The 18,919-nt window shown below is 43.6% G+C and carries 21 protein-coding genes; 10 read left to right on the top strand and 11 right to left on the bottom strand.

Features of this window, described 5'->3' with window-relative positions; all coding sequences use genetic code 11:
• Positions 1-50 precede the first annotated feature (50 nt).
• The 7 genes from sigF to MAHAU_RS01970 form a co-directional block, all read right to left on the bottom strand.
• Positions 51-821 carry an RNA polymerase sporulation sigma factor SigF gene (sigF, locus tag MAHAU_RS02000; RefSeq protein ID WP_013780054.1) on the bottom strand — a complete coding sequence of 257 codons (771 nt, stop codon included), beginning with the start codon at positions 819-821 and terminating at the stop codon, positions 51-53.
• Positions 790-1,275, bottom strand: coding sequence for an anti-sigma F factor (spoIIAB, locus tag MAHAU_RS01995; RefSeq protein WP_013780053.1), 486 nt, complete (start codon positions 1,273-1,275; stop codon positions 790-792). The genes sigF and spoIIAB overlap by 32 nt, the downstream gene beginning before the upstream one ends.
• Positions 1,275-1,643 carry an anti-sigma F factor antagonist gene (gene spoIIAA / locus MAHAU_RS01990; RefSeq protein ID WP_049783322.1) on the bottom strand — a complete coding sequence of 123 codons (369 nt, stop codon included), beginning with the start codon at positions 1,641-1,643 and terminating at the stop codon, positions 1,275-1,277. The genes spoIIAB and spoIIAA overlap by 1 nt, the downstream gene beginning before the upstream one ends.
• Positions 1,644-1,749: 106 nt before the next feature.
• Positions 1,750-1,974 (bottom strand): hypothetical protein, encoded by a 225-nt coding sequence (locus MAHAU_RS01985; RefSeq protein WP_013780051.1) that lies wholly within the window; start codon positions 1,972-1,974, stop codon positions 1,750-1,752.
• 74 nt (positions 1,975-2,048) lie between these two features.
• The gene (locus tag MAHAU_RS01980) at positions 2,049-3,197 is read right to left on the bottom strand and encodes a glycerate kinase (RefSeq protein ID WP_013780050.1); all 1,149 of its coding nucleotides are present in this window, start codon (positions 3,195-3,197) and stop codon (positions 2,049-2,051) included.
• 10 nt (positions 3,198-3,207) lie between these two features.
• Positions 3,208-3,732, bottom strand: coding sequence for a DUF4364 family protein (locus tag MAHAU_RS01975; RefSeq protein WP_013780049.1), 525 nt, complete (start codon positions 3,730-3,732; stop codon positions 3,208-3,210).
• Between the two features lie 124 nt (positions 3,733-3,856).
• Positions 3,857-4,093: an alpha/beta-type small acid-soluble spore protein gene (locus MAHAU_RS01970; protein ID WP_013780048.1), complete on the bottom strand. Its 237-nt coding sequence runs from the start codon at positions 4,091-4,093 to the stop codon at positions 3,857-3,859.
• A gap of 152 nt (positions 4,094-4,245) precedes the next feature.
• On the opposite strand from MAHAU_RS01970, the gene MAHAU_RS14815 reads away from it, so the two are divergent.
• A complete protein-coding gene (locus MAHAU_RS14815) occupies positions 4,246-7,410 on the top strand; it encodes a DEAD/DEAH box helicase (RefSeq protein WP_083809810.1) in 3,165 nt (1,054 codons plus the stop codon).
• Here MAHAU_RS14815 and ychF read toward each other — a convergent pair.
• The 3 genes from ychF to MAHAU_RS01950 form a co-directional block, all read right to left on the bottom strand.
• A complete protein-coding gene (ychF, locus tag MAHAU_RS01960) occupies positions 7,407-8,501 on the bottom strand; it encodes a redox-regulated ATPase YchF (RefSeq protein WP_013780046.1) in 1,095 nt (364 codons plus the stop codon). The two genes, MAHAU_RS14815 and ychF, sit on opposite strands and share 4 nt — an antisense overlap.
• 72 nt (positions 8,502-8,573) lie before the next feature.
• On the bottom strand, positions 8,574-9,467 hold the full coding sequence (locus tag MAHAU_RS01955; protein WP_013780045.1) for a beta-1,2-mannobiose phosphorylase: 894 nt from the start codon (positions 9,465-9,467) through the stop codon (positions 8,574-8,576).
• A gap of 456 nt (positions 9,468-9,923) precedes the next feature.
• A complete protein-coding gene (locus MAHAU_RS01950; RefSeq protein WP_013779793.1) occupies positions 9,924-11,261 on the bottom strand; it encodes an ISNCY family transposase in 1,338 nt (445 codons plus the stop codon).
• 245 nt (positions 11,262-11,506) lie between these two features.
• Between MAHAU_RS01950 and MAHAU_RS01945 the strand changes: the two genes are divergently transcribed.
• The 9 genes from MAHAU_RS01945 to atpC are packed head-to-tail and all read left to right on the top strand — an operon-like array spanning position 11,507 to position 18,117.
• Positions 11,507-11,920 carry a hypothetical protein gene (locus MAHAU_RS01945; protein WP_013780043.1) on the top strand — a complete coding sequence of 138 codons (414 nt, stop codon included), beginning with the start codon at positions 11,507-11,509 and terminating at the stop codon, positions 11,918-11,920.
• A complete protein-coding gene (locus MAHAU_RS01940; protein WP_013780042.1) occupies positions 11,898-12,566 on the top strand; it encodes a F0F1 ATP synthase subunit A in 669 nt (222 codons plus the stop codon). Before MAHAU_RS01945 ends, MAHAU_RS01940 begins: the two co-directional genes overlap by 23 nt.
• A gap of 16 nt (positions 12,567-12,582) precedes the next feature.
• Positions 12,583-12,798, top strand: coding sequence for an ATP synthase F0 subunit C (atpE, locus tag MAHAU_RS01935; RefSeq protein WP_013780041.1), 216 nt, complete (start codon positions 12,583-12,585; stop codon positions 12,796-12,798).
• 21 nt (positions 12,799-12,819) lie between these two features.
• On the top strand, positions 12,820-13,302 hold the full coding sequence (gene atpF, locus MAHAU_RS01930) for a F0F1 ATP synthase subunit B (protein WP_013780040.1): 483 nt from the start codon (positions 12,820-12,822) through the stop codon (positions 13,300-13,302).
• Between the two features lie 4 nt (positions 13,303-13,306).
• Entirely contained in the window at positions 13,307-13,861 is a 555-nt protein-coding gene (atpH, locus tag MAHAU_RS01925; RefSeq protein ID WP_013780039.1) for an ATP synthase F1 subunit delta, read from the top strand.
• A gap of 16 nt (positions 13,862-13,877) precedes the next feature.
• Positions 13,878-15,416 (top strand): F0F1 ATP synthase subunit alpha, encoded by a 1,539-nt coding sequence (gene atpA / locus MAHAU_RS01920; protein ID WP_013780038.1) that lies wholly within the window; start codon positions 13,878-13,880, stop codon positions 15,414-15,416.
• Positions 15,400-16,278: an ATP synthase F1 subunit gamma gene (gene atpG, locus MAHAU_RS01915; protein ID WP_013780037.1), complete on the top strand. Its 879-nt coding sequence runs from the start codon at positions 15,400-15,402 to the stop codon at positions 16,276-16,278. Before atpA ends, atpG begins: the two co-directional genes overlap by 17 nt.
• Positions 16,278-17,696: a F0F1 ATP synthase subunit beta gene (gene atpD, locus MAHAU_RS01910; RefSeq protein ID WP_013780036.1), complete on the top strand. Its 1,419-nt coding sequence runs from the start codon at positions 16,278-16,280 to the stop codon at positions 17,694-17,696. The genes atpG and atpD overlap by 1 nt, the downstream gene beginning before the upstream one ends.
• A gap of 1 nt (position 17,697) precedes the next feature.
• Positions 17,698-18,117 carry an ATP synthase F1 subunit epsilon gene (gene atpC, locus MAHAU_RS01905; RefSeq protein ID WP_013780035.1) on the top strand — a complete coding sequence of 140 codons (420 nt, stop codon included), beginning with the start codon at positions 17,698-17,700 and terminating at the stop codon, positions 18,115-18,117.
• Between the two features lie 5 nt (positions 18,118-18,122).
• Here the strand turns inward: atpC and MAHAU_RS01900 are convergent, their stop codons facing one another.
• A complete protein-coding gene (locus tag MAHAU_RS01900) occupies positions 18,123-18,842 on the bottom strand; it encodes a hypothetical protein (protein WP_013780034.1) in 720 nt (239 codons plus the stop codon).
• Between the last annotated feature and the right edge of the window lie 77 nt (positions 18,843-18,919).

Genomic DNA, 18,919 nt, shown 5'->3' with positions numbered 1-18,919 from the left:
TAATAAAAAGACTAAGATTGTTAAAAATTTAGAGAGGGGATTACCCCTCTCTATTTTATATATTGGCGCATGAACTCTAAGACTTTTTTTTCGATTCTGCATACCTGTACTTGGGTTATGCCCAGCATCTGTGCAACCTCGGACTGGGTTTTATCCTTAAAATACCTTAGCAATATGACTTGACGGCCCTTGGCGTCCAACTGCGCTATACACTCTTTAAGCGCTACCCTGTCTATAACATCTGTATCCAGTTCATCACCATCGGATATTCTGTCTATAAGAGATATAGAGCTTTCACCGTCCTCATAGGCACTATCATATAATGATACTGGTACAGTATCAGCCTCCATAGCATATACCACATCGGCCGGCTCCATATCCAATGCCGTAGCTAACTCCTGCACGCTTGGCTCTCTACCCAACTCTTTTTTTATGCGATCCTGAGCATTATGGATCTTATATGCCGCTATCTTAACCGATCGGCTTACCTTTATGCTGCCGTCGTCGCGCAAGAAACGCTTTATCTCTCCCATTATCATGGGCACAGCATACGTAGAAAATTTTACATTATACGATAAATCATAATTATTTATCGCCTTAACCAAACCCATGCTTCCTACTTGAAATAGGTCGTCATACTCATAACCCCTGTTCATGAATTTTCTTACAACATTATGTACCAAGCCCAGGTTGCGCTCAGCTAATATCTCTGCTGCCTGTTTATTGCCTTGGCGCACTTTAACTATGAGATCTTCTATTTCCTGTTGCGTCAAAAGACCTCTGTTTTTGTCATTGGCTGGTGTAGTCGTCGGCTCCGCCATCGGCATTCCCCTCCTGCATCCGGCTCGAAGCAGAGGCAATATACTTTATTAACGTCACCTTAGTGCCCTTACCATATGCCGAATCAACATGCACTTCATCCATAAAAGTCTCCATAACAGTAAAGCCCATACCTGAACGCTCCAAGTCCGGCCGGGAAGTATAAAGCGGCTGGCGTGCCTTTTCTATATCCTCTATTCCTTTACCATTATCCATAACATCTATTTCCACCCTATCGCCGTACAACCTAACATTTATCTTGACATACCCTTGTCCGTTTTCATAACCGTGTATGATAGCATTGGTCACGGCCTCTGAAACAGCGGTTTTTATATCAGCTATATCTTCCAATGTAGGGTCCAACTGCGATGCAAAAGCGGCCACCGCCGCCCTTGCAAAAGATTCATTCTGTGAACGGCTTAAGAACTCCATATGCATCTCATTGAGCAATTCCATCATAAACTCCCCTTTTGTTGCGTCAGATTTTTGATAGCCTCTCGCTGGTCTTCATATACACTGAATATATTGAACAGACCGGATATTTCAAATATGCGCTTAGTATGCGGTGAGATCCCTATAACCGCTACTTTACCACCGCGTGCCGAAATGGTCTTATACCTCCCTATAAGCATGCCCACACCCGAACTGTCCATGAATACAAGATTTTTAACATCGATCAACAGGTGCTTTATAAAAACATCGCCATTTATAGCGTCTTCTATCTGCTGTCTTACATAATCGACGCTATGGTGATCCAGCTCACCATCCATATGCACGATCAAGACATTATTTTTTGTTTCCAGTTCAACGTTCAAAGCGGCCATACCTCCTTCGCAGTTATATTATCTATATTCGCTGATTTTCAAAAATCTCCTGCATAGAAAAAAATTGTTTTTTGTCGAATATAAAAAAACCGCATTAAAAATGCGGTCAGCTTATCTCCACTTCTTGAATCTCCACCTTTATAGGAATCTTCTTATTCAAATCATTCACTATTGCCTTTTCATCTTGCCATGTTGTGTACTTTTTACGCTCATCCTCAGTCAATATAACCCTATCCAATACATCTCTGCCGGTTAAACGCGCATCGCTGACCAGCATTTGCATAATAGGTTTATTATCCAATACGGTAAGCACGCCGTATACATACTTCAATTGCCATTCCTCCTCTTGCTCGCTCATTTACATATATAGTTTAATACCGTGCTGGAGAAATTTCAAGATTTTTGTCAACTATTAATACTTCTTGCCGCTAAGAACAAACGCAAGATTGATATGGCCGAACGTTCCAGCAATTCCGAGGTATGGCTCATAGCATCAGCTAAAGTCATAGGCTTGTCGATTATACTAAATAACGCATCCACACCATGCTCGTACACCTTTTCAGCACCATCTCCCAGGCTACCAGACAGGCAAACCACGGGTTTACCATGGCGCTTAGCTACGCCTGCCACCCCAACAGGTACCTTGCCAAAGACCGTCTGTTCGTCGGTCCTCCCCTCGCCTGTTATGACCAAGTCACATCGGCTTACGAGCTCATCCATATGTGTAACATCGATCATTATATCCATACCGGGTTTGAGTGAAGCTCCTAAAAAGGCCACAAGACCTGCTCCCAAGCCCCCGGCAGCCCCTGCTCCAGGCATATCCTTTATATCTATACCCAGATCTTTCTTTATAACCATCGCCAGATTAGCTAGACCATGGTCCAACTCTTCCACCATTTCAGGCGTGGCGCCTTTTTGCGGACCATATACCGCTGCCGCACCGTTTGGGCCACACAAAGGATTTGTTACATCGCAAGCCACCGTTATATCCATATCTTTTACGCGCTTATCTATGTCGCTCATATCTATACGTGCTATGTGCTCTAGGATTTTCCCTCCAAATCCATCTATAATGCGTCCCTCGGCATCATAAAACTTAACTCCCAGAGCTTGTGCCATACCTACGCCGCCATCGTTGGTAGCACTACCGCCTATACCTATTATAATGTGATTACAGCCCTTATCAATGGCAGCCTTAATGAGCTGACCGGTTCCATATGTAGTAGTATTCATGGGATTACGTTTATCCTCTGGTACAAGCGGAAGGCCTGATGTCGCAGCCATTTCTATAACAGCCGTTGTTCCATCGTCTAGCACTCCGAAGAATGCCTTTACCTCTTCTCCCAATGGGCCTATAACATTTTGACAGCGTATATTCCCTCCCACAGCCGTTATAATGGCCTCTACCGTTCCCTCTCCTCCATCTGCCATAGGTATCTTCTTTATATCGGCCGTTAAGACAACCTTTCTCAGCCCTTGTTCAATAGCGTCGGCCACAGCTACAGCGCTCAAGCTTCCTTTAAATGAATCCGGAGCTATCAAAATTTTCATGATGTGCCTCCTAACTCGATATATTCTCCACTACCGCTTTATATACGTCGGCTGCCTTAGCAGGCCAGCCATCGCAAATGATCTGCGCCAGTTCACTATTAGGTACATTGATGCGCAGATCCATAAGCATCATACCGTTTTCTATAACCTTGCAATGCACTATATATTCTTCTTCGTTCTTTTTCTCATAGAAAGCCGGCATCTCGCTTTCACCAGGCAAATCTATATGTTTGCCCTTGGCATAATCATCTATAAGGTTGACCATCCACTGGGGAATATCATCATATAACCGAACCACTATGCTTTTCCCTTTATCATTTATGGAGTAAAAGTACCTTCCCTGTGATTCCATATAATCTACGAGGCCATCGCGCACCAATTGGCTCAGCAACTGCTGCAAATCAAAGTAATTCATTACATTGGCCCCGACCATGAAATGGGTTATCTGGGCGTTGGGTATCGGTATATGCATCTTATCTATAAAGTATAATATAGCTAACCTATTAACATCTGCTTGGGATTCATTTATATACATACAATTACTTCAACTCTTTATCATCAAGAATTTTTACATTTAAATTGTATCATCGCATGTATATAATAGCAAGTGTCAATTAAAAAGGAGCATCAGGCGATGCTCCTTTGTCAGTCATTATTTATTATTTGCTAGGCATAGTCCCTTGTGTCATATTTTGCTCAGCAAATTTTATCATCCTCTGCACCATATGACCACCCACAGCACCGCAATCGCGAGCTGATAAATTACCCCAATAATCCTCTGAACCTTGTTTAACCGGTAATCCTAACTCAGATGCTATTTCATATTTCATATTGTCCAAAGCCGCATGAGCCTCAGGCACTACCTTAGGCCCTATATTAGCGCTTCCTTTTGCCATATCGCATATCACCTCCAAAACAGAAATCGTATTTACATAATATAATTTACCTCAAAAGCATTAAATTATACATTTGTTTTAAGTATGTACACAAATGCAATATTGCAATATTGCAATTTTCCATGTTTAAATATTGGTGATTATAGTGTATAATGAAAGGTAATACTGGTAATAGGAGTGGAAATACAAAAATCATGTTTACAAGGCAGGCTTTGAAGGACGCTTCTACCTCAGCTTCTTATTCAAGGGGTATAGCATACTATAGAGGTAAAGCTGTCCATGATATAGAAGTGCAGAAGATAAAGCCTTATATCTATACCGTCAAGAGTATCGTGGAAGGCAGTGAACACTATCGCGTTGCGATGGATATAAATATAAAAGATGATAGCATAGCAAACGCTGTATGCACCTGTCCTTATAATTATGGAGGGATATGCAAGCATATAGTGGCCACTGGCCTTGCCTTCATGGATCACATGGCTAAATCTCATAAAGCCGCCGCGGAACAGGATTCGAGCATAAGCCTCAATAAACTAATAAAGGATTTTGAGCAATCAACCAACGCACAGCCTTTGGAAAATCAAACATATGCAATAAAGCTGCGCGTTATAGACGGCTCACAAAATCATCTGCTGCTTTATGTATCCAAAGAACTTGAACAAATGGATCCAGCTATGCTTCCGTGGCGTTATACCACTTTAAATTCATATCTGGCAAAGGCTTATAGGTATTCCGATGGTAGCTTTGATTTAAGCGGCACCATACTCGACAAGGTGTTGGATCTTCTATCATCCTTTGATAATGTATTTGCCTTTGACGGGCAGACCGCTATAAAATTTTCCGATGATTATTTTAAGCCCATGCTGGATATAAAGCAGGCACAGAATGAAAATATGATAATAACTGTACGTTCCAATAATCCAGTATTTTTCGGTAGAAAGAGCGCTTATACCATACAAGATGATACTATAATGCGCCTATGGCCGCATATACCTTTGTCATTTTACAAAGCATTGTACGACAATAAAGGGCATATAAACATAGCACAGCGGGACGTTCCTTCATTTATTGAGGCTGTATTTCCTCATTTAAAGCAGCAACTTCCGGTTACCGCGCCTGCTTTGCCAGAAGTTGAACAGCGGCCTATACAGCCCGAGGTGCATCTATACGTACACCGCGGAAATACGGAATCCAGTATAATATTAGAAGCCTATCTTGAATATGAAAACTATGTATCCCAAAGGCTTTTGAATTATAACTACTATGATGCAAGTACGGCCCATGAGTCATATAAGGTAAAAGATGGGCAAAAGGTATTGGTCATACCCCGACAATACGAGCTTGAAACCACGGTAAACGAAAGGCTTATGCGCTATCTATGGTACGGCATCGACCCAGAACACGGCTACATGGAATTCAGCGGTCAAGAACGTATTTACCGTTTTATAAAAGATTTTGACAATGCAATACTACCGGAATGGAAGATACATTATGAGGACGGATTGCAAAATCTTAAATTAGAAAAGGCTAAAGTCGCGGTGGATTTCGATTTTTCCCTGGATGACGGTTATGATTTTCTAGAATTTGACGTCGACTTTCATTGCCAGAATCTTAATATAACCCGCCAACAATTGGAACAATATATAAGGGAAGATCAGCGCTTTATAGAGGCAAACGGAAAATTCATCGAGATATCCAATAAAAATGAACTAAAGGAGCTCTTCGATGCTCTGTTACACCTACCCGCCGAAGGGGAAGGCCATTTTCGCAGCAAATTATTCAATTTCCCGGAGCTGGATAGGTTGATAGAAAAAAACAGGGCCTGGAACGCAAAGGGTAATAACAAGTTTTTGCAATTTAAAGACGAGATAAGAAGTGCAAAGCCTATAGAGGATATCCCTTTGCCTCAGCCTTTTGACAATATATTAAGGCAATACCAAAAAGAAGGCATAAATTGGATGCACTTCCTGAGAAAATATGGCTTCGGAGGCATATTGGCCGATGATATGGGGCTAGGAAAGACCATCCAGGCGCTGGTGCTCATATCCGCAAGCAACAGCGATAGGCCATCGCTTGTGATATGCCCGAAAACTCTTGTATATAATTGGTACAATGAAGTCCAAAAATTTACACCGCAATTAAAAACGCTTATAGTAGAAGGTCAGGGTGCAGAACGCATCCAGTTGATAAATGATATAAAGCACTATGACCTTATTATAACTTCATACCCTGTCATACAGAAGGATATCGAGTATCTTGCTGATAAAACGTTCGAATACTGCATCATCGATGAGGCACAATATATAAAAAACCACAAGACCAAAACAGCCAAAAGCATCAAGGCTATACGCGCCAAGTATCGCTTAGCGCTTACCGGTACCCCTATAGAAAACAACCTTATGGAACTATGGTCCATATTTGATTTCCTTATGCCAGGGTTCCTCGGCAGCGACAGCGAGTTCAAAGCGCGCTATGATACGCCCATAATGAAAAATAACGATATATCGGCGTTGAATTCGCTATTGGGTCGTATACGTCCATTCGTATTGCGCAGGACCAAAAAGGAGATGCTAAAAGAATTGCCGCCAAAAATGGAGCAGGTAAGCTATGCTCACCTCACACCCGATCAGTTGGCACTGTACACCTCTGTACTTGAACAAGTAAAAAGCAATGTCTTCGCCATTGTTGAGCAAAAAGGGTTTGAACATTCGCAGATAGAGATACTTGCAGCCTTAACGCGTTTAAGGCAGATATGCAATCATCCAGCTTTATTGACAATAAATACACCAGCGACGACCAAAAAGCTATCATCTGGCAAGCTTGATCAATTCGATGAGTTATTGGACGAAGCGTTGGAAGGCGACCATAAAGTATTGGTATTCAGCCAATTCGTACAAATGCTTGGGATATTGTCCAATCATCTAGACAAAAAAGGCGTACCATATTGTTATCTGGACGGCCAGACGCGCAATAGACAGGCCGTGATAGAACGATTTAACAACGACGAGAATATAAAGGTGTTCCTTATAAGCATAAAGGCCGGCGGCTTTGGTTTAAACCTTACGGCTGCCGATACAGTCATAATATTCGATCCATGGTGGAATCCAATGGTGGAAATGCAAGCCACGGATAGGGCTTACCGTATAGGACAGACTCATCCGGTCAATGTGTACCGTTTGATAACGCGGGGCACCATAGAAGAAAAAATACTGAAACTGCAGGAAAAGAAAAAAGCGCTTTTCGATAATGTCGTCGATGAAAATAACGACCTTATCAAAAAGCTGACCTGGGATGATATACGCGAGGTGTTTGCCTAGACGTTGAACCTGAACAACACCACATCGCCATCCTGCATTACGTAATCCTTGCCTTCAGAGCGCATAAGCCCCTTTTCTCTGGCTGCTGCCAGCGAACCGCATGCCAGCATATCCTCGTACGAAACTATCTCAGCCCTTATAAATCCTCTTTCAAAATCCGAATGTATAACGCCTGCTGCCTGGGGAGCCTTGGTACCACGCTTTATAGTCCATGCGCGTACTTCTTTAGGTCCTGCCGTAAGAAAGCTCATGAGCCCGAGTAATTCATAACTGGCCTTTATCAGTCTCTCTAATCCGGATTGTTTCAAACCCATCTCTTCCATGAAAAGTTTCTTTTCTTCATTATCTAACTGTACGATTTCCTCCTCAAGCTTGGCGCATAACGGTATAACCTCCGAACCCTCATTTTTAGCATAATCCATAACTTTTTTCACGTAAGGATTAGATTCCGGCTGGGTTATACTATCCTCATCTATATTAGCCACATATAAGACCGGTTTATATGTCAATAGTTGAAGCTGGCGCGCAAATTCCTGTTCGTCGCCGTCCAATTGGCACATTTTAGCCGGCTGGCCCTCATCCAGCACGTGCTTTATCCTTTCCAGAATATCCAGTTCCCACTGTGCTTGTTTATCGCCGCCACGCGCCGCCTTATGGGTCCGTTCCATACGTCTTTCCAGTACTTCTATATCGGCCAATATCAGCTCTATATTTATAGTTTCTATATCGCGTATGGGATCTACCGTGCCTTCAACATGCACAACGTCAGGGTTCTCAAAACAGCGCACCACATGTACTATGGCATCTACCTCCCGTATATGGGATAGAAATTTATTGCCTAATCCTTCGCCTTTGCTGGCCCCTTTTACCAAGCCGGCTATATCGAAAAACTCTACTACCGCCGGCGTAACTTTTTCCGGATGAAATATTTCAGCCAGTTTATCCAAGCGCTCATCCGGTACCGGCACAACACCCATATTCGGCTCAATGGTACAAAAAGGATAGTTTGCGACTTCGGCTCCTGCTTTAGTTATGGCGTTAAAAAGTGTGCTCTTACCCACGTTTGGTAAGCCCACTATACCCAATTTCAACAGTAATACCTCCATTCATAAAATAAGCGACCTTAGATGCCTTATGCCCTAAGATCGCTTCCGTAATAGACATCAAGCGAATTTAAGCTTTTGTTTATTTGTTTTGGTGACGCCTATTACAGTATCGGCGCCTCCATAATACAACCATATATCATCGCCTACTTCGGCCTGTCCACAGCTAAAAACGACATTTGGTATATAGCCTTCAATCTCCCAAGGCAGCTCCGGTTCCAATATAGGTTCCGGTTGCCTGTAAAGCACCTTAGTAGGATCCTCCAAATCCAGCAATGCTGCTCCAAGCCTGTATACGTTATTATCATCTGCAGCATGATATATGACCAGCCACCCCTCATCCGTCTTTATCGGCGGACCCGCTATGCCTACTCTGGCACTTTCCCATGTATCAGGACATATCTTTATGACCTCATGATGGTCTGTCCAGTGTATAAGGTCATCGGAGAAAGCCACCCATATATTCGGATACCTTCTATGAAACATCACATAACGGCCACCGATCTTCTCAGGAAATAACGCGGCATCTTTGTTAGGCTCGTCCATAACGACACCCATACGCTCCCACTGTACCAGGTTTTTGGAATAAGCCATCATTATCCTGTAATCGCCTTCAAATCTACCGCCAAAGCCGGTATATGTCATATAAAACATATCATCTATCTTCACCACACGAGGATCTTCTACGCCTCTTTGTTCCTGCACATGTTCTCCCTCAAATATAGGCCTTTCCCCTCTGTAAAAGTTTATGCCGTCAGAGGACACCGCATAGCCTATACGCGAGATATATGTGCCATACTTGGCATGCGGCGGATTATCGGTAGTGCGGTAAAGCAAATGGAACAGACCGTCGTGGTATATAGCAGCAGCGTTAAATACCGCGGATCTTTCCCATTCATATTCTTGTCTCGGCCTAAGTATGGGCTGATCAGTAAGCCTTTCAAGCTTTATCATATATCTCTTCTCCCACCCGTTGCCCGGTCATTACAGCATAAACCGGGTAATATATTTTGTTTCTCGATATGAATTTTACTCATAGTCCACGCGTTTGTCAAGTATCAAATAAAAATAATGTCAATAGTCAGCGAAAATGTCATAGTAAATGGCTGATATTTATTCAACGAAAATTTCATAGCGATGTATGGATTTACTATAATTGGAACATTAAATATAGATTATATTACAGTAAGCTGGTTATATAACTTTAGCAACTTACATTAATATGATATGAGAACATATATTACCACCAGATGAGCAAAAAAGATAATACTATCTTAAGGCTTACTGCTTTGCTAAATTCTAGCTGCTCCATTCCCGTGCGTAAAGGGTAAAATAAACAAGCTCCGCTTGCCCTTGACGCACGTTCATTTCGCAGCTATTATATAATTAGGCTGTAAGCCTTAATACTGGCTAGTGCCAGGCGCGTGAGGAATTATACAGAGCCTCTAAAATCTCTCTGTCTGATTCCTCATACCAATATGATGGCGCCTTCTGCCAACCTTGTTTCCAAGGATGAGTGGGAGAAGGCTTATAAGGCTTAGCTGTGCTCGATGAACTTGCCTTATTAGCTTTCTGAGCTTTCTTAGGCGGTTCATCGAGCTTTTTCACAGCATATATATTATTGCCATACTGCACCCGTATACCTATCCTAGGGCTGGTAAGAACCGTTATCTTAGCTCTAGGAACGATAGGTGCAACGGTTTTGCCATCATCACATACAACTTGATAATATTGGCTGTGTAGAGAAAATACGCCGCCATTATCAACTTTTCTAGATAACTTAACACAAAGTATATTATCTAAGTCGATATCCGGCGGTAATTCTCTAAAAGCAGGCTCGGGATCTTGAGGCTCTATGGCGAACCTTTTATTATATCTCTCCAGGAACTTAGGCAAAAACTCATTGGCCTTTTCCATAGAATCAATGCCATAAATCCTCAATTCTGCCCTGAGCCTATCCTGCAAAGTATTCCATAGCCTCTCTACGCGGCCCTTAGCCTGAGGGGACCTGGCATTAATGATAGATATACCCAATGTACTCATAGCCATTTGGAACTGGGTTTCATTTACCACTTTACCCTCAAGCTGCTCCTCGATAGAGATTTTACCCTTATTAGGAGAAGCAAATATAGTATGCTTATCGGCATATAGAGATATAGGGATACCATATTGGCCAATGATGGTACGCATGAGCTCAAAATAGCCATTCATGCACTCGTTTTCAGTAAAATAGAGCGCGAGGACCTGACCGGTGGCATCGTCTATGGCACCGTGGAGAGCCATATTACCTACAGAAGGAATCCATTCAAAAGAGGTGCAATCGATTTGCACCAACATGCCAGCCTGAGGCATACGTTCCCTTCTAGCATGAATCTTACGAGGGCGTCTATGCTTTCTAGGGCTTTGAATACCGGCATTATCAAGGATTCTATAAACCGAGGAATTACTAAGAATAATACCCTTATCATCCTCAAGCAAATCTCTAAAATGAGAGAAATTCGTATCAAAATACTTTTCCTTCCTCAAAGTGAGGATATGGTTTACTAGCTCATCGCTTAAAGCATTAGCAGGTTTACGGCCTCTGTTCTTATGAATAACGAAAGACGCACCTTGTTCTTTAACCCCCTTCTTAAGTCTAAATATTTGACGAACACTGAGGTCTAAAACCTGCGCAGCTTCACTTGCGGTTAACGTCCCATCGATGACTTTATTAATAACAACAAGTTTTTGCATTTCGCTCTCTGTCATACAATACTGTTCCTCTCTCCTCATAATGACATTATCGCAGAATAATTTTACTATGACAATATCATAGAATAATAACAGAAATAAAAATAACTGCGATTCGTAATATGACAAATTCAGCGCATGCAAATAATAACGGTTAGCCTCTGGCCCATGTGTTTCGGTTTTTTATTTGGCATTGAAATTGCTATTGAAATTGTTCTGGAAAAGTATTATCATTAGTATAAAATGGCTAAGGAAAAGAGGCGATGCATACGAATGATACAACGAAAATACGCCGTAAAGCCGCTAATGCAACAATAATTGTCGCTGCACTGGTCGCACTAATAATATATATTGTAAATCGCAATATATATATACCGCTGGGCATAGTTATAGGCACCGCCCTCGCGATATGGCGTTTCGGCGCATTCTTATCGCTCATAAGCGGGTACATAAAACCCACATCTATGGCAAATATAATATCTAAGGCCATGATATATCCGCTATGGAATATATTGCTTTTAATAGTGGCTGCCGGTATGGTTTATCTTTTAAAGCCCGCCGCCACCTTTGGTTTTGTAATAGGCCTTGGCGTGTATGGTATTGTCATGCCTGTTACAGTAATAATATATATGCGAAAGGAGGTGACAAAACCAGATGGACATCGAGATAACGGCTAAAACCGTCTTTACCATACCGATATTGGGCGGTATACCGGTCACTCAAACGGTGGTAAATATGTGGATAGTAATGGCCATATTGATAGCCGCGGCGTTGGCCATACGTCTTACGATCAAGTGGGAGACTGTGCCCCATGGAATACAAAACGCTGTAGAAGCCCTTTGGGATATGATATCATCCTTTATAAGGCAAAACCTCGGTGATAAAGCTGATCCGTTTATCCCTTATCTTACTACTGTAGCATTATTCCTTAGTATAGCCAATATGCTGGGCTTATTGGGCTTACGCCCGCCTACAAGCGATATAACGCTCACAGCTACGCTTGCCATAATGACCATGGTGATGATTATAGTCGGTTCAATAAAATACAAGGGCGTGAGCGGATGGCTGCATAGCATAGCCGAACCGATAGCAATAATGGTACCTTTTAATCTCATGGATTATTTTATACGGCCGTTATCGTTGGCTGCTCGACTATTCGGTAATATACTGGCATCCATGATAATAATGGATCTGGTATTCTCGTTCATACCCATAGGGTTACCGCCGATACTGAGCCTGTATTTCGATTTATTCGATGGCCTCATTCAAACAGTGATATTCCTATTTTTAAGCATGATATATCTAAGAGAAGCATTGGAATAGAAAGGAGACATATATTATGACAGCAATAGGCGCTGCAATAGCAGCATTAACGGGTATAGGAGCAGGTATAGGTATAAGCATGGCCACAGGTAAAGCTGTGGATGCCGTAGCGCGTCAGCCCGAAGCAGCAGATGCTATATTCCGCAACCTTCTTATAGGCGCGGCATTATCCGAAGCTACCGCCATATACGGTCTGCTGACAGCTATACTTATACTAATACTTGGAAAATGATACACGAAAGGAAATGATGCTATGTGGCAGATACTGTCCACGCCTTTATTCGTGGTCATAAACCTGTTCATACTCTACTATATATTGAAAAAGCTGCTCTATAAGCCTCTTATGAACTTTATGGAAAACCGCAGCAAAAGCATTCAGAGCCAGTTGGATGAGGCTAAAAAGCGGGAACAGCAAGCCAAAGAGCTTCATGAGCAGTATATGCAACAATTAAATGACATAAAGCAGCGTTCCGATCAATTGTTAAAAGAAACAAGGGATAAAGCCAAGCAGCAGATGGACGCCATCCTAAACGATGCCAAAGCTCAAGCCGAATCCATATTGACCAAGGCCCAAATTGAGGCACAAAAGCAAAAAGAGCTAACCATAGAGCAGGCCAAAGAACAGATCGCCGCGCTTGCATTGACAGCGGTATCTGAAATACTGCAGCGCGAGCTGGATGCTGAAACCGACGAACAGCTTGTAAAGTCCATTATACAGCAAGGCATAAGGGGGTAGAAATATGCCCGATTCCGTGGCTGAAAACTATGCCACTGCATTGTTCGAAACCGCTGTGGATAAAAATCGCACAGAGACATATATGCAGCAACTACAAGCCTTTATGGAAACTATAAGCATTAGCTCTGATCTCATCAAGGCGCTGATGAGTCCTGTAATATCCATGGATGAAAAAAAGCGTGTCATAAGAAGGATATTTTCCGATATATGCGATGAAGAGATAATAAACTTTATCGATATAATAATAAAGAACCGCCGCTTGAATCGGCTGGATGACATAGTAAAGCAATATGCTCATCTGTATCACCGCCATGCAGGTATACTCGAGGTACGAGCCATCACTGCTCGCCCGTTGAACCCTGATATAATGGCTATGTTAAAGGAGCAATTGGAAAAAACGTATGACAAATCGGCATATATCGAAAATATCATAGACCCATCCATAATAGGAGGCTTAAGATTGGAAATAGACGATCGTACGATAGATCGCTCCATCGCTTCGCGCTTAAGCGCCATAAAATCGGCCGCCAGAAGGCTTGCAGCCAATATTTCCATTTAGAAAGCGAGGTGTTTAAATGCCCATAAAAGCAAATGAAATAGCCTCTATCCTCCGTCAGGAGATAGAGGGCTTTGAACAAAAGACTCATGTTGAAGATACCGGCTATGTTACCCAATACAATGATGGCATAGCCATAATATACGGCTTGGAACATTGCATGAGCAATGAAATGCTGGATTTCGGAAACGATGTATATGGTCTGGCTATGAATCTGAATGAGGATAGCGTAGGAGCCGTGCTTTTGGATATGTCATCGGATATAAAAGAAGGAACACGGGTAAAGCGCACCGGCCGCGTTATGTCCGTGCCGGTCGGTAATGCTCTAATAGGACGAACAGTAGATGCACTATGCCGCCCTATAGATGGCAAAGGCCCAATACTGTCCGATAAAAGCAGACCCATAGAAAATCCCGCGCCGCCCATTATAGATCGGCAACCTGTATCGGTACCACTGCAGACCGGCATCGTATCCATAGACTCGATGATACCTATAGGCCGCGGTCAACGCGAACTCATCATAGGGGACCGACAAACCGGCAAAACCGCCATAGCATTGGATACCATATTGAACCAAAAAGATCAGGATGTCATATGTATATACGTGGGCATAGGCCAGAAAGCGTCATCTACGGCACAATTAGCACATACGCTTGACGAATTTGGCGCTATGGATTATACCGTCATGGTACTAGCATCGGCAAGCGAATCCGCAGCACTGCAATATGTATGCCCATATGCAGCCTGTGCCATAGCTGAAGAATTCATGTATAATGGTAAGGATGTGCTGATAATATACGATGACCTGTCCAAGCACGCCGTAGCCTACCGTACCCTTTCCCTGTTATTACGCCGTCCACCAGGCCGTGAGGCATTCCCTGGAGATGTATTTTATCTGCATTCACGGCTGCTGGAAAGGTCGGCGCGTTTGGATGAAAGATTAGGAGGCGGATCTATGACCGCTCTGCCTATTATAGAAACGTTGGCCGGCGACATATCGGCTTACATACCGACCAATGTTATATCCATAACCGACGGTCAGATATATCTTGAAAACGAATTGTTCCTAGCTGGTGTCAAACCGGCCGTAAATGTCGGCCTGTCGGTATCCAGGGTAGGCGGCGCCGCTCAGACCAAAGCGATGAAAAAAATCGCCGGTACACTCCGTCTGGAGCTGGCACAATACCGCGAGCTGGCCGCCTTTGCTCAATTTGGAGCCGAGCTGGACGATAACACGCGCCGGCGCCTGGCACGCGGCGAAAGAATCACGGAGATGTTAAAGCAGGAACAATATAAACCCCTGCCGGTCAGCCATCAAGTGGTACTGCTCTATGCAGCTATAAACAACTATCTCGAAGGTATTCCTGTGGAGGCTATAAATGACCTAAAACCGTCATTAATCGAGTACATGGAGCTCCATGCGGCACAAGCCATGCAGTTTATACAACAAACAGGTACAATAGATGATGATACCGAAGCAAGTATAAAACAAGCATTGCATGATTTTATAGAAGAATATAAGCAAAGGCTGAGTGACAAAAATGCCGAGCAGAAGTGAGTTGCTGGAGCATATAAAGAGTGTCGGAGAAACACAGCAAATAACCAAGGCCATGTATCTCATATCCACCACAAAGGTGAGGCGGGCGCGTGCACAACTAAATGCAACTCTGCCCTACTACCATAAGATACGCGAAACCATGACCGATATCCTCCAGCATTCGCCCGATGTAACCAGTCATTTTATATGGCGCGACATAGGTGACCGTCCAAAAAGAATAGGATATATAGTAATCACTGGAGACCGGGGCTTATGCGGAGCATACAATCACAATGTTATAAAAGAAGCGGTGGCTCAGATGAATGATAAGCCTAAGCGCTCACTATTCGTCGTAGGTGAAGTTGGCAGGCGTTACTTTGTAAGCCACGGTTATACTATAGATGTTGAATTCTTATACACGGCGCAAGACCCGAGTATATATAATGCCAGGGATATAGCCGATATGATGGTAAGACTATATAATCAGCAGTTGCTGGATGAGATATATATAATATATACTGAATTGGTAAGCGGTACCCGGCAAGAACCAAGGACTTTGCGTCTGCTGCCGCTGGAGACCGAACGCCTAAAGTTGGATGAGGATAATAACGGCATAAGAGAATTTATAAAATATGAACCGTCGCGCCATGCGGTATTCAGGGTACTGGTGCCTGAATATATAAAAGGCCTCATATACGGCGCATTGGTAGAGTCTTTCACCAGCGAGCACAGTGCCCGCATGTTAGCCATGCAGACTGCTACAGATAATGCAGATGAATTGTTAAAAGACCTTACATTGACCTACAACACCGTACGCCAGGGGGCCATCACACAGGAAATGGCCGAAATTATAGGCGGCGCCAACGCTATTGCAAAGGAGTAATGACATTGAGTACGAACAATAATATAGGGCATGTGATATCGATTATAGGACCGGTAGTGGATATACGGTTCAATAACGGATATCTGCCCAATCTGAATAATGCTTTAGAGATCAGCGCTGATAACAGGAAGGTAGTAGTAGAAACAGCACAATATCTCGGCAGCGACGTAGTCCGCTGCATAGCCTTGGCCTCCACTGACGGTTTACAGCGCGGCATGGAAGCCGCTGATACAGGCGGACCAATAAAAGTACCGGTAGGGCGAGGTGTGCTGGGCCGCCTATTTAATGTATTGGGACAGCCCATAGATGACAGCGGCGATGTAGAAGCTACTGATTACATGCCCATACATAGGGAGGCCCCTGCATTTTCAGAACAGCAACCGGTCAGTCAGGTATTTGAAACCGGTATAAAGGTAGTAGACCTGTTAGCACCATATCCCAGAGGTGGCAAAATAGGCTTATTCGGTGGTGCTGGTGTGGGTAAAACCGTCCTCATAATGGAACTTATACACAATATAGCTACTGAGCACGGGGGGTTTTCGATATTCACCGGAGTCGGTGAGCGCACGCGCGAGGGCAATGAACTATGGAACGAAATGAAAGAATCCGGCGTGTTGGATAAAACCGCCATGGTATTCGGTCAAATGAATGAACCGCCCGGTGCGCGCATGCGCGTGGCTTTGACGGGCCTTACGTTGGCCGAATATTTTCGCGATGTAGAGCACCAGGATGTCCTAATGTTCATAGACAACATATTTCGATATGTACAGGCGGGTTCGGAAGTATCGGCTCTTTTGGGCAGGATGCCATCGGCAGTGGGTTATCAGCCCACATTAGCTCAAGACGTAGGCTCTCTTGAGGAGCGCATAACCTCAACAAAAAGCGGCTCTATTACATCTGTCCAAGCCGTATATGTGCCGGCCGACGATTTGACCGACCCTGCTCCGGCCGCTATATTCGCCCATCTGGATGCTATGACCGTGCTGTCGAGAGACATAGTGGAAATGGGCATATATCCAGCTGTCGACCCGCTGTCTTCCACATCCCGCATATTAGACGCCCGCATACTCGGAGAAGAGCATTATAATACGGCTCGGCACGTACAAGAGATACTGGAGCGCTATAAAGAGCTCCAGGATATAATAGCGATACTCGGTATAGAGGAGCTGAGCGACAATGATAAATTGACCGTTTATCGCGCCAGGAAAATACAGCGCTTTTTATCGCAGCCGTTCTCTGTAGCCGAGAGTTTCACCGGCATACCGGGTAAATATGTACCACTCAACGAAACTATAAGGGGTTTTAAGGAGATAGTCGACGGTCATATGGACGATGTCCCTGAAGAAGCATTTTTAATGGTAGGCAATATAGAAGAAGTGTATCAAAAAGCCGAAAGACTGAAACAAGGAGGGCACTGATATGCTGACCTTTCACTTGGACATAGTGTCGCCCGATCGCGAGTTCTTCGACGGCGACGTAGAAGAAATAATATTTCCTGTTTCCAACGGTTACACCAGCGACGGGTATATGGGCGTGCTCGCCGGCCACGAGCCGCTGGTATGCCCTATAGGCATAGGCGTGCTGCGCATAAAGCAAAGCGGTCAATGGAGGGATGCTGCTATATCGGGCGGATTTATAGAGATACGCCCTCAAAAGGTAACGATACTATCCGACACAGTAGAATGGCCAGAAGAGATCGACGCTCGGCGCGCCGAAGCCGCCCGGCGCCGAGCCGAGGAGCGTTTGCGCCAGCGCCTAAGCCAAGAGGAATACCTCCGCTCACAGGCGGCCCTTGCCCGCGCTCTGACCCGTTTGCGCATATCAAATAGAAAGGTATAGCATGTTCAAATGGGCAAAACAGTAATCAAATAGCCGCCTAAAACAAGGCTTGCCAAATTTGCGACTACCACAAAAGAAACTCGGCGGAGTATTCCATACTCTTTTATAAAAGCAAGTACTCCTATAATTTCGGCTATAAATACAAAGAATTCTATAAAAAGAAGGCTTAAAATCATATAGCCAGCGATAGGGGCAACACTGTTAATAACAATGTTTAAGGCACCTTGTGTCAGCAAGTTAATAATCAAAAAGGCTATCCAGCTATTCTTATCGCGAAATCCGAACAAAAAGAATATAATGCCTTCGATGACCAAAGTCAAAGATACTCGTAACGTTACAAGGACTATGGAGCGGGACAGTAGTTTCCCCTCTGTTATGGTCCGCTTGGAAAAATCCAACGTAACGATGTTATTGTAACCGGTCAAGTATTGCTGCTCTATAACTTGATCATAACTTGTGCCGTTTCCGCATACTCTAAGCGTGATTTCTTTATCATCCATGATGTCTTCATTATAAAAAACATAATACGTCTCCCATGCTCTCTCAATTTTCTCGCCTTCCGTTATTCTCCCTGCAGAAATTGCTGAAACGGAAACATCTTCAGGAGCATTTTTCATAATTACTATCAATGTTGGCGGCTCGGCTGAATTGGCATAAGCAACCATTGGGATAAAACAGGATACCGACAAAAGTATTATTAGCACCACACGTTCTTTCGACTTCAAATCATACGCTCCCCCTTTAATTTTCTTTATCTTAACCCGCTTTCAGCACCTATTATCGTGACTATTCGGGGGTGATT

It is taken from the genome of Mahella australiensis 50-1 BON (assembly GCF_000213255.1).
GTDB lineage: Bacteria > Bacillota > Clostridia > Mahellales > Mahellaceae > Mahella > Mahella australiensis.
Note: the sequence above shows the minus strand (reverse complement) of the source record. Positions and strands in the feature narration are given on the sequence as shown.

What these genes read in the sequence shown, in the direction of transcription:
- sigF (WP_013780054.1), bottom strand. Translation starts at nt 821, where the DNA reads ATGGCGGAGCCGACGACTACACCAGCCAATGACAAAAACAGAGGTCTT.
- spoIIAB (WP_013780053.1), bottom strand. Translation starts at nt 1,275, where the DNA reads ATGGAATTGCTCAATGAGATGCATATGGAGTTCTTAAGCCGTTCACAG.
- spoIIAA (WP_049783322.1), bottom strand. Translation starts at nt 1,643, where the DNA reads ATGGCCGCTTTGAACGTTGAACTGGAAACAAAAAATAATGTCTTGATC.
- MAHAU_RS01980 (WP_013780050.1), bottom strand. Translation starts at nt 3,197, where the DNA reads ATGAAAATTTTGATAGCTCCGGATTCATTTAAAGGAAGCTTGAGCGCT.
- MAHAU_RS01975 (WP_013780049.1), bottom strand. Translation starts at nt 3,732, where the DNA reads ATGTATATAAATGAATCCCAAGCAGATGTTAATAGGTTAGCTATATTA.
- MAHAU_RS01970 (WP_013780048.1), bottom strand. Translation starts at nt 4,093, where the DNA reads ATGGCAAAAGGAAGCGCTAATATAGGGCCTAAGGTAGTGCCTGAGGCT.
- MAHAU_RS14815 (WP_083809810.1), top strand. Translation starts at nt 4,246, where the DNA reads ATGAAAGGTAATACTGGTAATAGGAGTGGAAATACAAAAATCATGTTT.
- MAHAU_RS01955 (WP_013780045.1), bottom strand. Translation starts at nt 9,467, where the DNA reads ATGATAAAGCTTGAAAGGCTTACTGATCAGCCCATACTTAGGCCGAGA.
- MAHAU_RS01950 (WP_013779793.1), bottom strand. Translation starts at nt 11,261, where the DNA reads ATGACAGAGAGCGAAATGCAAAAACTTGTTGTTATTAATAAAGTCATC.
- MAHAU_RS01945 (WP_013780043.1), top strand. Translation starts at nt 11,507, where the DNA reads ATGCATACGAATGATACAACGAAAATACGCCGTAAAGCCGCTAATGCA.
- MAHAU_RS01940 (WP_013780042.1), top strand. Translation starts at nt 11,898, where the DNA reads ATGGACATCGAGATAACGGCTAAAACCGTCTTTACCATACCGATATTG.
- atpE (WP_013780041.1), top strand. Translation starts at nt 12,583, where the DNA reads ATGACAGCAATAGGCGCTGCAATAGCAGCATTAACGGGTATAGGAGCA.
- atpF (WP_013780040.1), top strand. Translation starts at nt 12,820, where the DNA reads ATGTGGCAGATACTGTCCACGCCTTTATTCGTGGTCATAAACCTGTTC.
- atpH (WP_013780039.1), top strand. Translation starts at nt 13,307, where the DNA reads ATGCCCGATTCCGTGGCTGAAAACTATGCCACTGCATTGTTCGAAACC.
- atpA (WP_013780038.1), top strand. Translation starts at nt 13,878, where the DNA reads ATGCCCATAAAAGCAAATGAAATAGCCTCTATCCTCCGTCAGGAGATA.
- atpG (WP_013780037.1), top strand. Translation starts at nt 15,400, where the DNA reads ATGCCGAGCAGAAGTGAGTTGCTGGAGCATATAAAGAGTGTCGGAGAA.
- atpD (WP_013780036.1), top strand. Translation starts at nt 16,278, where the DNA reads ATGACATTGAGTACGAACAATAATATAGGGCATGTGATATCGATTATA.
- atpC (WP_013780035.1), top strand. Translation starts at nt 17,698, where the DNA reads ATGCTGACCTTTCACTTGGACATAGTGTCGCCCGATCGCGAGTTCTTC.